This is a genomic window from Methylobacterium sp. PvR107, from assembly GCF_017833295.1.
Taxonomy (GTDB): Bacteria; Pseudomonadota; Alphaproteobacteria; order Rhizobiales; family Beijerinckiaceae; genus Methylobacterium.
Genome location: NZ_JAFIBW010000001.1, coordinates 6,045,168 through 6,056,058, shown reverse-complemented (window position 1 = coordinate 6,056,058; position 10,891 = coordinate 6,045,168). Strand labels below are relative to the sequence as shown.

13 protein-coding genes and 1 tRNA gene are annotated in these 10,891 nt (G+C 71.0%); 8 read left to right on the top strand and 6 right to left on the bottom strand.

Features of this window, described 5'->3' with window-relative positions:
• Nucleotides 1-75 precede the first annotated feature (75 nt).
• From hfq to JOE48_RS28660, 3 genes are all read right to left on the bottom strand, one after another.
• Nucleotides 76-327 carry an RNA chaperone Hfq gene (gene hfq, locus JOE48_RS28670; protein WP_007563033.1) on the bottom strand — a complete coding sequence of 84 codons (252 nt, stop codon included), beginning with the start codon at nt 325-327 and terminating at the stop codon, nt 76-78.
• Nucleotides 328-513: 186 nt separating this feature from the next.
• Nucleotides 514-1,878, bottom strand: a complete 1,365-nt coding sequence (locus JOE48_RS28665) for a sigma-54-dependent transcriptional regulator (RefSeq protein ID WP_192709178.1) — start codon at nt 1,876-1,878, stop codon at nt 514-516.
• A complete protein-coding gene (locus JOE48_RS28660; RefSeq protein WP_210035041.1) occupies nt 1,875-4,238 on the bottom strand; it encodes a sensor histidine kinase NtrY-like in 2,364 nt (787 codons plus the stop codon). Before JOE48_RS28660 ends, JOE48_RS28665 begins: the two co-directional genes overlap by 4 nt.
• Nucleotides 4,239-4,432: 194 nt before the next feature.
• On the opposite strand from JOE48_RS28660, the gene JOE48_RS30650 reads away from it, so the two are divergent.
• From JOE48_RS30650 to JOE48_RS28645, 4 genes are all read left to right on the top strand, one after another.
• Nucleotides 4,433-4,726, top strand: coding sequence for a Gfo/Idh/MocA family oxidoreductase (locus JOE48_RS30650; RefSeq protein ID WP_245253001.1), 294 nt, complete (start codon nt 4,433-4,435; stop codon nt 4,724-4,726).
• The gene (locus JOE48_RS28655) at nt 4,723-5,505 is read left to right on the top strand and encodes a Gfo/Idh/MocA family oxidoreductase (RefSeq protein ID WP_312893390.1); all 783 of its coding nucleotides are present in this window, start codon (nt 4,723-4,725) and stop codon (nt 5,503-5,505) included. Before JOE48_RS30650 ends, JOE48_RS28655 begins: the two co-directional genes overlap by 4 nt.
• Before the next feature lie 99 nt (nt 5,506-5,604).
• Nucleotides 5,605-5,697 (top strand) — tRNA-Sec (locus tag JOE48_RS28650).
• Between the two features lie 214 nt (nt 5,698-5,911).
• On the top strand, nt 5,912-6,148 hold the full coding sequence (locus JOE48_RS28645; protein WP_210035039.1) for a hypothetical protein: 237 nt from the start codon (nt 5,912-5,914) through the stop codon (nt 6,146-6,148).
• A 42-nt stretch (nt 6,149-6,190) separates the two neighbouring features.
• Here the strand turns inward: JOE48_RS28645 and JOE48_RS28640 are convergent, their stop codons facing one another.
• Nucleotides 6,191-6,601 (bottom strand): hypothetical protein, encoded by a 411-nt coding sequence (locus JOE48_RS28640; RefSeq protein ID WP_210035037.1) that lies wholly within the window; start codon nt 6,599-6,601, stop codon nt 6,191-6,193.
• A 210-nt stretch (nt 6,602-6,811) separates the two neighbouring features.
• Between JOE48_RS28640 and JOE48_RS28635 the strand changes: the two genes are divergently transcribed.
• The 3 genes from JOE48_RS28635 to JOE48_RS28625 all read left to right on the top strand — a co-directional run bounded on the left by JOE48_RS28635 (nt 6,812) and on the right by JOE48_RS28625 (nt 9,145).
• Nucleotides 6,812-7,048 carry a DUF4170 domain-containing protein gene (locus tag JOE48_RS28635; protein ID WP_210035035.1) on the top strand — a complete coding sequence of 79 codons (237 nt, stop codon included), beginning with the start codon at nt 6,812-6,814 and terminating at the stop codon, nt 7,046-7,048.
• A gap of 179 nt (nt 7,049-7,227) precedes the next feature.
• Nucleotides 7,228-8,172 (top strand): ribose-phosphate pyrophosphokinase, encoded by a 945-nt coding sequence (locus JOE48_RS28630; RefSeq protein WP_210035033.1) that lies wholly within the window; start codon nt 7,228-7,230, stop codon nt 8,170-8,172.
• Nucleotides 8,173-8,221: 49 nt separating this feature from the next.
• The gene (locus JOE48_RS28625) at nt 8,222-9,145 is read left to right on the top strand and encodes a hypothetical protein (protein ID WP_245253000.1); all 924 of its coding nucleotides are present in this window, start codon (nt 8,222-8,224) and stop codon (nt 9,143-9,145) included.
• A gap of 12 nt (nt 9,146-9,157) precedes the next feature.
• On the opposite strand, the gene JOE48_RS28620 is transcribed toward JOE48_RS28625, so the two are convergent.
• Nucleotides 9,158-9,433 (bottom strand): YiaA/YiaB family inner membrane protein, encoded by a 276-nt coding sequence (locus JOE48_RS28620; protein ID WP_091788466.1) that lies wholly within the window; start codon nt 9,431-9,433, stop codon nt 9,158-9,160.
• 49 nt (nt 9,434-9,482) lie between these two features.
• Nucleotides 9,483-10,157, bottom strand: coding sequence for a PspA/IM30 family protein (locus JOE48_RS28615; protein ID WP_210035031.1), 675 nt, complete (start codon nt 10,155-10,157; stop codon nt 9,483-9,485).
• Between the two features lie 105 nt (nt 10,158-10,262).
• On the opposite strand from JOE48_RS28615, the gene JOE48_RS28610 reads away from it, so the two are divergent.
• Nucleotides 10,263-10,889 (top strand): TetR/AcrR family transcriptional regulator, encoded by a 627-nt coding sequence (locus JOE48_RS28610; protein WP_210035025.1) that lies wholly within the window; start codon nt 10,263-10,265, stop codon nt 10,887-10,889.
• The last annotated feature ends 2 nt before the right edge of the window (nt 10,890-10,891 follow it).

Genomic DNA, 10,891 nt, shown 5'->3' with positions numbered 1-10,891 from the left:
GCGGGACACCAAGGCGCGGCGCGTGGCTACGCCCGGGCGATGATCATTCCCGACACGGCCCCGCCCATCGAAAAATCACGCCTTCTCGGCGGTCTCGTCCGGCTCGAACAGCTGCACCGGGTGGCCCGGCATGATCGTGGAGATCGCGTGCTTGTAGACCAGCTGCGAGTGCCCGTCCCGGCGCAGCAGCACGCAGAAATTGTCGAACCACGTCACCACGCCCTGGAGCTTGACGCCGTTGACGAGGAAGATGGTCAGCGGGATCTTGTTCTTGCGGACATGGTTGAGAAAGGTGTCCTGAAGGTTCTGTGCGCGTTCGCCCGCCATCTTCTTGGCCTTCTTGTTGTCCCGGCTCGAGCCGCCCGGGATGGGTCTGCCATGGGCCGGATCGACCGTTCATCCCGCCCACGGCTTTGTATACAAGCACCATGACTTGGCGAAAGCGTGGGCGCAAGCAACCCCCGCGCCGGCGTCATGCGTGACGGATCGGCACCGCTCTCACACCCCTGCCCCTCAGGGTCCGATGCCGAGGGACTTCAACTTGCGGTGCAGGGCCGAGCGCTCCATGCCGATGAACTCGGCGGTGCGGGAAATATTGCCCGAGAACCGCGCGATCTGCGCCACGAGGTATTCCCGCTCGAAGATCTCGCGGGCCTCCCGCAGCGCGAGGCTCATCAGCTTCTCGCCACCCGCGCCGCCCGGCGTCGTCGGTACCAGGGCGCCGATCTCGGAGGGCAGCATCTCCGAGGTGACCTCCTGCTCCGGGTCGGCCTGAGTCAGGATCATCAGCCGCTCGACGTTGTTCTTGAGCTGGCGGACATTGCCGGGCCAGTTGTGCGACTGCAGCACCGCCATCGCGTCCTCGGCGATCCGGCGCTTGGGCAGGCCGGTCTGGGACGAGATGTTGTCCATGAAGAACTGGATCAGCTCGGGCACGTCCTCCCGGCGCTCCGACAGGGCCGGCACCCGGATCGGCACCACCGAGAGGCGGTGGAACAGGTCCTCGCGGAAGCGGCCGGCGGCGATCTCCTCCTGAAGGTCCCGGGAGGACGAGGAGATGATCCGGACATCCACATGGACCCGCGTCGTGCCGCCGACCCGCTGGAAATTCTGGTCGACGAGGACGCGCAGGATCCGGTTCTGGGTCTCGCGCGGCATGTCGGCGACCTCGTCGAGGTAGAGGGTGCCGCCATGGGCCTCCTCCAGGGCGCCGACCCGGCGGCCGCTCTCGCCCTCGACGCCGAACAGCTCCGCCTCCATGGTCTCGGGCAGGATCGCGGCCGCGTTCAAGAGCACGAACGGGCCGTTCGCCCGGGCCGAGGCCTTGTGCAGGCTGCGCGCGGCCAGTTCCTTGCCCGAGCCCAGCGCACCCGTGATCATCACCCGGGCGTTGGTCGGCGCCACCCGGTCGAGGGTCTGGCGCAGCTGGTTGATCGCCAGCGAGCCGCCGACGATGCGGTTGGCCGATCCTGAGCGCGCCGTCAGGTCGCGGACCTCGCGCCGGAGCCGGGAGGCCTCCAGCGCCCGCTCGGCCACCAGGATCAGCCGGTCGGCCTTGAACGGCTTCTCGATGAAGTCGTAGGCGCCCGCCTTGATGGCCGAGACCGCGGTCTCGATGTTGCCGTGGCCCGAGATCATCACCACCGGCAGGTCGGGGTTCGCCGCCTTGATCAGGTCGAGCACCTGCAGGCCGTCGAGCCGGGAGCCCTGCAGCCAGATGTCGAGGAAGACGAGGTGCGGCCGGCGCGCCTCGATGGCGGCGAGCGCCTCGTCCGAGCCGCCGGCCGTGCGGCAGCGGTGGCCCTCGTCGTCCAGGATCCCGGCGACGAGGTCGCGAATGTCGGCCTCGTCGTCGACGATCAGGATATCGGCGCTCATGCGTGCATCTCCGCGATCCGGGGGGCCGTCGGTGCGGCGCCCTTCTCCTCTGTCGTGACGGGACTGGTCTCGGGGGCCGCAGCCGCCGGCTCGGGCCCGTGCTCGCGCGGGACCCGCATCCGGACCTGGCCGCCGCGGCCGGCAGGATTGTCGTTCAGCTCAATCCCGCCGCCGTGCTCCTCAAGCACCTTGCTGACGATAGCAAGCCCCAGCCCGGTCCCACCCTCGCGGGTGGTCATGTAGGGCTCGAGGAGGCGCTGGCGCCCCTCGGCCGGAAATCCCTTGCCGTTGTCGGTGACGGCGATCACCGCGAACCCGTCCTCGACGGCGAGGGTCAAGGCGATCTTGCCCTTGCCGAGCTCGGCCTCGGGCACCTCGGCCACCGCCTCGACGGCGTTCTTGAGGATGTTGGTGATCACCTGGCTGAGCAGCCTGATGTCGAAGGCCGCCACGATCTTCTCCGCATTCCCCGCGCCCCCTTGAGCCGAGAACGCGAAGTCGATGTCCGGGTGCGCCACGCGCATCATGAACAGGTTCTGCTTGGCGATCTCGGTCAGGTCGTTCGGCGCGATCGCGGGCTTGGGCATCCGCGCGAAGGCCGAGAACTCGTCGACCATGCGCTTGATCTCGTCCACCTGCCGCACGATCGTGGCGGTGCACTGGTCGAACACCTCCTTGTCGGCGGTGATCACCTTCCCGTACTTGCGCCGGATCCGCTCGGCGGAGAGCTGGATCGGGGTCAGCGGGTTCTTAATCTCGTGGGCGATGCGGCGCGCCACGTCGCCCCAGGCGGAGCTGCGCTGCGCCTGGACGAGGTCGGTGATGTCGTCGAGCGTCACCACCCAGCCGCGGGGCGCGCCTTGCGCCTGCTCGCTCGTCACCCGCACCGTGATGGTCCGCTCGCCCCGGGACCGGGTGAGCTGGACCTGCTGCTGCTGCAGGCTGCGCAGGCGCGCCTCGCTCTCGGCCAGCACGGGCGCGAGTTCCGGCACCGCCTGGGCGAGGGACTGGCCGACCAGGGCGTCGCTGTCCAGGTCGAGCATGCGCTCGGCGGCCGGGTTGGCGATGGTGACGAAGCCCGCCGCATCCAGGCCGATCACCCCGGGCGAGACGCCCGACAGCACGGCCTCGGTGAAGCGGCGGCGGGTGTCGATCAGGTCGCTCGCGGCGATCAGGCCGGCATGCTGGCGGCGCAGCTCCTGGGTCATCTTGTTGAAGCTCTCGCCGAGATGGGCAAGGTCGCCGCTGGTCTTCTTGGTCGGCACCTGGGCGTAGAAGTTGCCCGACGCCACCTGGTCGGCGGCGTTGATCAGCCGGCGGATCGGCGCCACGAACCGGTTGGCGAAGTTCATCCCGAACCAGACGGCCGAGAGCAGCGCGATCAGCGCGATCAGGAGGAACACCGACGCGAAGGTGATCTGGATCGAGCGGCGCAGCGAATCGTAGGTGAGGTACTCGGCGGCCGCCGCCCGGGACACGCCGGGAAAGTCGATGGCGAGCTGGCTGACCTCCCGCTGCACCATCAGCACGGCGTCGTCGTAGGCGGGCATCCGCATCAGCGCGGCGAAGACCCGGCCCTCGGTCGGCAGCAGGCAGATCGGGTCGGCCGAGCTCGCCGCGTCCTCGAAGGCCGCCGCCGAGGGCAGCCGGTTGGTCTTCAGCACGTCGATCTTGGCCCGGGCCACCACCTCTGTGGGGCCGCGCATGATCTGCGCCACCGGCAGGCCGAGATTGGTCGCCCGGGTCGTCAGGAAGGTCTGGAACCAGTCCCGGTTGACGTCGAAATTCGGCCGGGCCCGGGTCAGGTCGTCGGCCAGGATGCGGATCTCCCGGGCGAGGCTCTGGCACTGGTTCTCCTGATAGGCGTCGGCCACCTCCACGGATTTCAGCACCACGTCGCGGACCCGGTCGGTGAAGCCGAGCGACAGACCGCGGTCGATGGTCACGGCGGCGACCACGGCGAGCAGGATCGTCGGCAGGATCGCGATCAAGCTGAACAGGCCGACGATGCGGGTGTGCAGGCGCGCGACCGCGGCGTTGGCCTTGCGGGCGTGCAGGAAGACCCGCGCCTCCCAGGCGATGATGAAGGCGAGGCCCAGCACCAGGGCGGCGTTGATCGCCAGCAGGGTCACGCCGTAAGCCGGCGTCGGCGTCACCCGGATCACCCCGGCCAGGATCAGGAAGGTCGCCAGAGCCGAGACCAGGGCGGTGACCACCATGGCGGCGCCGATCCAGCCCGGACCGCGGGGCCCCGGCCGCAGCGACTCCGCGAGGGCCGCGTCCGGACCGGCCCCCTCGCCCGACCCATCTGGGTCCGGCGCAGGGCCTTCCTCTGTCGGTGAGCGCTGCAGCAACGGCATGGGTGGTGCAGGGCCACAACAGTGTGGCGGAATTAATACGAATCACGCCGGTGTTGACCCGTACAGGTTGAATTCGTCGCCGATTCAATAGCGCGCCGAACGCAGCCGCGCCGGTGCCTTTCCCATGGCGAGTCAGCCGCCTCCGAGGGTAACCCGACGCGCGACCGTGTGGCGGGCTGACGGAGGATCGGGCCATGACGGGTTTTTCCGCGGCGGCGCCGATCCGGGTCGGCCTGATCGGATACGGCTATGCCGGCCGGACCTTCCACGCGCCTCTGATCGGCTCCGCCCCGGGGCTCGCCCTGCGGAGGATCGCCTCGCGCGATCCCGCCCGGGTCGCGGCCGACCTTCCCGATGTGACGGTCGTGGCCGACCCCATCGCGGTCGCGACCGCGGACGCCGTCGATCTCGTGGTGATCGCCACCCCCAACGACACCCATGCCCCCCTGGCGCAGGCGGCCCTGTGGCGGCGGGCAAGCACGTCGTGATCGACAAGCCCCTGACCCTCGACCTCGCGGCGGCGCGCGCCCTGCGGGCGGCGGCGCGCAGCCGGGGCCGATTGCTCACGGTGTTCCACAACCGGCGCTGGGACAGCGACTTCCTGACCGTCCAGGCGGCCATCGCAGCCGGCGTCGTCGGCCCGGTGCGGCATTGCGAATCGCATTTCGACCGGTTCCGGCCCGAGGTCCGCGACCGGTGGCGGGAGGGCGCCGGCCCCGGCAGCGGGATCTGGTACGATCTCGGGCCCCACTTGGTGGATCAGGCGCTCCAGCTCTTCGGTCTGCCCGAAAGGGTCACGGCCAACCTGGCGCGGCTCCGGCCCGGCGCGCGCGCCGACGACTGGGCGCACGTGGTGCTGGACTATCCGGGCCTGCGGGTGGTGCTGCACGCCAGCATGCTGGTCGCCGGCGGATCGCCCCGCTTCCTGGTGCACGGTGAGGCCGGCAGCCTGATCAAGCGCGGCCCGGACCCCCAGGAGCAGCAATTGCTCGCGGGCCTGCCCCCCGGCGCGCCGGGATGGGGCGCAGATCCGGACGGGCCGGAGATCCATGACGGGTCCGGTCGGGTGACGCATGGTCCGGCCGTGCCCGGGGATCAGCGCCGGTTCTACCAGGGCGTGGCCGAGGCGATCGCCCAGGGCCCGGTCGACGACACGGCCGCGCTGGAGGCCGTTCGCGTGATGGCCTGCCTCGAGGCGGCCTTCACCTCGGCCCGGACGGGGGCGTCGGTCGGCCTGCCGCTCGCGCCGGACGAGCGGGGAGCCTGAGGCGGGCGGCCGCGACCATTGCGCGCGACGAGGCACCCGCGCCCGCGCGCCCTGACCGAACCCTTGACCCCGCTGGCGGCGGCCCGTAACCCCGAGGGTGGAGGCGAACAGGGTCTGGTGGCCCTCCTGGTCTTCAAAACCAGCGGTACGCCAACAGCGTACGGTGGGTTCGATTCCCATCCGCTTCCGCCAGGTTCCACACAATCCAAGCTGAAAAGCAGTGTTCGCTGGTATCTGGGCGACACATGCGGCAAAACCGGCACGCATGGCTTAGCGGAACGGCGCGTGTCCCGGTCCGTTTCCCGTCGTCGGTCGATCCTGTGCTGGTGCCTGCGTGACGAACCGACCCGTCGCCATGGTCCCGTTCCCGCCGGCCGTCGCCGGCCGCGCGCGTTGAGGTTCGGACATGCTGGACAAGCTCGCCACGCTCTTTCCGCCCGGCGCCCGCGAGGCGCTGCGGACCCTCGCCATGCGCCGGCCTGCACGGCAGGCGGAATCCGGCCCCACCATCTTGCCGGGCCTGGACACGAAGCCCGCCGCGATGGTGCCCCTGCTTCCGCCGGGCGCCACGAACGACAATCCGCTCCGGGCCATCCATGAGGCCGTCGAGCGGGATCTGCGCGCCAGCGGCCACCTGCGCTGAGGCCGCCCGGCCGACAACGTCCGGATCCTCGGCGGCTGAAGGTCAGCGTCCGGCCGCGCCGGCGCGCGCGGCGGATGCTCCAGACTCGATCCAGTGGCAGGCCGTCGTGCCCCGCACGCCCGCGCAATCGTAGCTCTGCCCGCCCAGCACCACCCGGTCGACGATGCCGGTCATCTCCGCGCGCGTCAGGGCGGAGCAGCCGAGATGGTCGGCCTTCGGATCGGCCAGGCGGGCGGCAGCCGCCTGCGGCCCGTCGTGCAGCAGCATCCGGTAATTGGCGAGCGACGGGCAGCCGATCACCGGCGGCCCGCCGCGCCGGTCGGGTCCACCCTTGTCCGGGCCGGCCTTGTCGGCTGCCGCCCGACCCGGCGTCCGGGCCGGCTGCTGGGCCAGTGCCGGCAGCGCGGAGAGCGCGAATGCCACGGCGGCGATGCGGAGAAGCCTGCGCGTCATGCCCACCTCCCTAGCATGGAGCCCTGCCGCTTTCGCACCCGACCCGTCGCCGCGCCTCCGGCGGCCCGTGCTCCGGCAGGCCCATCACACGCACGACGTTGTGTGGCCGGCAAACGCGGTATTGCTCGGTTGCGTGCGTTCCGGCTTGACCGGAGGCGCGCCATTTGCGAGCGCCGCGGGCGACATGTGGCGACATGTGAGGAGAGGGCCATGGCGACGGCGATCGACAGCGACCAGAAGCTGCATTTGGTCTTCGGCGGTGAGCTGCAGGATCTCGATAGCGTCCGGTTCCGGGACATCAAGAACCTCGACATCGTCGGCATCTTTCCCGACTATGCGTCCGCCCAGGCGGCCTGGCGGGCCAAGGCGCAGGCCACCGTCGACAGCGCGCAGACGCGCTATTTCGTGGTCCACCTGCACCGCCTGCTGGAGCCGCCGACGCCCTGAGCGGGGCACGCTGCCTGTGCGGTGCTGCCGCGAAGGCCGCGTGAAGGCATTGTGACACTTCCTGCCCGCTGCTAAGAGCCTCGCCCGTCATCGGATCGTTCCGGCCCGTCAAGGGGCCGGGCTTCGGAGCGCGGCGGGGGTCCGGCCGCGAGTGAGCGGCCGCCCATGAAGTCCTCGCCATGAAATCCTCGATCAAGATCATCGCCGGGAATGCCAGCCGGCCCCTGGCCGAGGCGATCGCGGCCTATCTCGAATTGCCGCTGGCGAAGTGCATGGTCCGGCGCTTCGCCGACATGGAGATCTTCGTCGAGCTTCAGGAGAACGTGCGCGGCGAGGACGTGTTCATCGTCCAGTCGACCTCGTTCCCGGCGAACGACCACCTGATGGAGCTGCTGATCATGATCGACGCCGCGCGCCGGTCCTCGGCCCGGCGCATCACGGCGGTGATTCCCTATTTCGGCTACGCCCGGCAGGACCGGCGCACCTCCGGCCGCACCCCGATCTCGGCCAAGCTGGTGGCGAACCTGATTACGGAAGCCGGCGCCGACCGGGTCCTGACCCTCGATCTCCATGCCGGCCAGATCCAGGGCTTCTTCGACATCCCCACCGACAACCTGTTCGCCGCTCCCGTGATGGTCCGCGACATCAAGGAGCGGCTGCCGAACGCCGACCGGATGGTGGTCTCGCCGGACGTCGGCGGCGTGGTGCGCGCCCGGGCCATCGCCAAGCGGATCGACTGCTCGCTCGCCATCGTCGACAAGCGCCGGGAGCGCCCGGGCGAATCCGAGGTGATGAACATCATCGGCGAGGTCGAGGGCCGCTCCTGCATCCTCGTCGACGACATCGTCGATTCGGGCGGCACCCTGGTCAACGCCGCCGAGGCCCTGCTCAATGCCGGCGCCAAGGACGTCTCGGCCTACATCACCCACGGGGTGCTGTCCGGGGGGGCGGTCTCGCGCATCGCCGCCTCGCGGATGAAGGAGCTGGTGATCACCGATTCGATCCAGCCGACCCAGGCGGTCAAGCTCGCCCGCAACATCCGGGTGGCGACCATCGCGCCGCTGCTCGGCGAGGCGATCGGCCGGACCGCGACGGAATCGAGCGTCTCCAGCCTGTTCGACTGAGCCGGCGCCCGCGCGGACGGCCAGGAAACTTAGCCGCAGTTCCGTTCCCATGGGACGGCCCTATCTTGACCCTCCGGCACGCGCGTCGGTCTGGGAGCGGACACTGCGTCGGACGCATATCATCGGCATCCACGGCCTCGCCAACAAGCCGCCGCGCGACGAGAAGTCCGCGTGGTGGCGCGCCGCGATCCGCGAGGGGCTCGACCGCAATCTCGGGCCCCAGGTGGCCGAGGCGGACCTGCCCTTCACCTTCGTCTACTGGGCGGATCTCCGCTACCCGCAGCCGCTCTCCGGCGACGGCAATCGCGAACCCTACCGCCCCGATCACGGCCTCGGGCCGTTCCCGTCCCCGGCGGGGGATGCCGGCAGCGCCGAGCCGACCCTCACCGACCGGATCTACCGCGGCCTCTCGCACCTGCAGGAGGCCGCGGGGCTGACCCCGTTGGACGACCTGATCCTGGAATACCGCCTCGACGATCTCTGGGGCTACTACGAGGACGCGGCGTTCCGGGACGCGGCCCGGGAGCGCCTGCGCGTCGCCCTGGCGGAGGTCGCGGGGGACGAGGTGCTGATCGCCGCGCACTCGATGGGCGGCCTCATCGCCTACGACGTGCTGCGCGCCGCCGAGGCGGACGGGAGGCCCCTGCCCCGCTGCGCCCTGGTGACCCTCGGCTCGCCCCTCGGGCTCGCCGAGCTGAAGCTGAAGCTTGCCGACGAGCGCGGCGACCTGCGTGTGCCGGCCGCGCTCACCGCCTGGACCAACCTGATGGACCGGCAGGACATCGCCACGGTGGGCGACGACCTCGCGGAGATCTACGCGCCGAACGCCGCCGGCGTGCGGGTGCGGGACGTGCCGGTGATCAACGCCTACCGGAGGCCGGACGGCACCGAGAACCGGCACAAATCCTACGGCTACCTGCGCACCCCGGAATTCTCCAAGGTCCTGGCCGGGTTCCTGGACGCCGAGGGCTGATCCAGGCCGGTTTCAGAGCCGGCCCGGCACCGCCTCGCGCAGGACCCGCTCGGCGGCGGCGTCCTCGATCTTGTTGATCAGCCGGTTCGCCTCGTGCTCGTCGCGCAGGGTCTTGGCCAGCGTGAAGGTCGTGCCCGTGAGGAACAGGGATGCCATGGCGAGGTAGCCCTTGATCCAGATATCCGCGGGCAGGAAGAAGATCCCGATCGTCAGCATGGCGGCGGCGGCGGCGAAGCTGACCAGCGTGAAGGTCTTCCAGGCGCCGGTATGGGGCATCTGCGGTGTCATGGTGTGCTCCTGCGTGGATGTCGCGTGGGTGTTCGGGTCTGCGATCCGGTCAGGTCCCGGCCCTGAGGCGGTCGAGCACCGCCCGCGGGTCCGTGCGGGGACGGCCGTAGCCGGCCGCCTCCAGGTCGGCCTCGATCCCGCCCGCGGCCTCGGCCTCGAGCTCGGTCAGCGCGGCGGCGACGTCCGCCTCGGCGGCCTGCCGGGCGCGCAGGCGCTCCAGGGTCCGCTCGGCCTCGCCCAGCGCGCCGGCCGACAGGGTCGTGGCCCGGCGGCCCTCCAGGCCGGCCCGGCGCAGGGCTTCGGTGGTGCGGGCGGTCTGGAGCCCGCGGTCGAGATCCCGCAGCCGCTCGCCCCCCTGCGCGACGAGGCGCTTCAGCCGCTCGACTTCGGTGGCGAAGCGTTCGGCGGCGGCCCGGCGGTCGGCCCGCTCGTCCTCCAGGGCGGCGATGTGGATCGCCGCCTCGGTCCCGAGATCCTCGCGGCCGTCGCCGAGCGCCCGCCGCGCCCCGTCCGACAGGGTGTCGATGCGGGTGCGGATGGCGTCGAGCGCGCGCATCTCGGCGGCGTGATAGGCCATGGCCACGGCGAGCTCCCGCCGGGCGGTTGCCAGGGCGCCGGCGGCGTCCCGGATCTGCTGGCGCAGGATCGTCACGGCGTGCGCGTCGTGGATCGCCTGCGCGTTGTCGGCGATCACGCCGCGCATCAGGAAGGAGAGGGTCCTCATCACGGTTCACCTCGCGGGAACGACGGGCCGGACCCGGTCCGGAATTGATTGAACGTCGTTCATAAAACAAGTAAACACGGCTCGGACCGCGCCGCAAGGGATAAAATGAACGAGGTTCATAAAAAGATGCGCGGGCGGCCGCGGAAGGAGCCGGGCGACCGCGCGGCGGACCGCCGGGCACTGATCGACGCCGCAGTGGCGATCGTGAACGAGGGCGGCGTCACGGCGCTCACCGCCCGCGGCGTCGCGGAGCGGGCCGGCACGGCGGTGGGCTCGGTCTACACGCAGTTCGACAGCCTGGAGCTGCTGCGGCTGGAGGCCAACGCGGTCACCATGCGCCACCTCCGGGACACCCTGGCGGGGGCGCTGGCGGCCTGCCCGTCGCGGGAGACGGAGGCCCGGCTCCTGTGCCTGGCTGACGCGTATCTCGCGTTCGCGGCCGCGAACCATGCGGCCTGGGCGGCGATCTTCGCGCGGCGCACCGTGGCGGCACCGGATTCGGTGCAGGCCGACATCGCGGCCCTGTTCGCGATCCTGGAGGGTGTGCTGCGCGACGGCGGCCGCCTCGCCGAGACGGCGATCCCCGTGATGGCGCGGGCGCTCTGGTCCAGCGTCCACGGCATGACCTACCTCGCCGATCTCGGCAGCCTCGGGCCGCTCGGCGTGGACGACGTGCGGCCGATGATCGACGCGCTGGTGCGGGCGGCGGTGCGGGGCTTTTCGGCGGCCTGAGC

Coding starts and splice junctions, on each gene's coding strand:
- JOE48_RS28645 (WP_210035039.1), top strand. CDS start 5,912: ATGCTGGACAAGCTCGCCACGCTCTTTCCGCCCGGCGCCCGCGAGGCG.
- JOE48_RS28620 (WP_091788466.1), bottom strand. CDS start 9,433: ATGACACCGCAGATGCCCCATACCGGCGCCTGGAAGACCTTCACGCTG.
- hfq (WP_007563033.1), bottom strand. CDS start 327: ATGGCGGGCGAACGCGCACAGAACCTTCAGGACACCTTTCTCAACCAT.
- JOE48_RS28660 (WP_210035041.1), bottom strand. CDS start 4,238: ATGCCGTTGCTGCAGCGCTCACCGACAGAGGAAGGCCCTGCGCCGGAC.
- JOE48_RS30650 (WP_245253001.1), top strand. CDS start 4,433: ATGACGGGTTTTTCCGCGGCGGCGCCGATCCGGGTCGGCCTGATCGGA.
- JOE48_RS28625 (WP_245253000.1), top strand. CDS start 8,222: ATGGGACGGCCCTATCTTGACCCTCCGGCACGCGCGTCGGTCTGGGAG.
- JOE48_RS28630 (WP_210035033.1), top strand. CDS start 7,228: ATGAAATCCTCGATCAAGATCATCGCCGGGAATGCCAGCCGGCCCCTG.
- JOE48_RS28615 (WP_210035031.1), bottom strand. CDS start 10,157: ATGAGGACCCTCTCCTTCCTGATGCGCGGCGTGATCGCCGACAACGCG.
- JOE48_RS28665 (WP_192709178.1), bottom strand. CDS start 1,878: ATGAGCGCCGATATCCTGATCGTCGACGACGAGGCCGACATTCGCGAC.
- JOE48_RS28610 (WP_210035025.1), top strand. CDS start 10,263: ATGAACGAGGTTCATAAAAAGATGCGCGGGCGGCCGCGGAAGGAGCCG.
- JOE48_RS28635 (WP_210035035.1), top strand. CDS start 6,812: ATGGCGACGGCGATCGACAGCGACCAGAAGCTGCATTTGGTCTTCGGC.
- JOE48_RS28640 (WP_210035037.1), bottom strand. CDS start 6,601: ATGACGCGCAGGCTTCTCCGCATCGCCGCCGTGGCATTCGCGCTCTCC.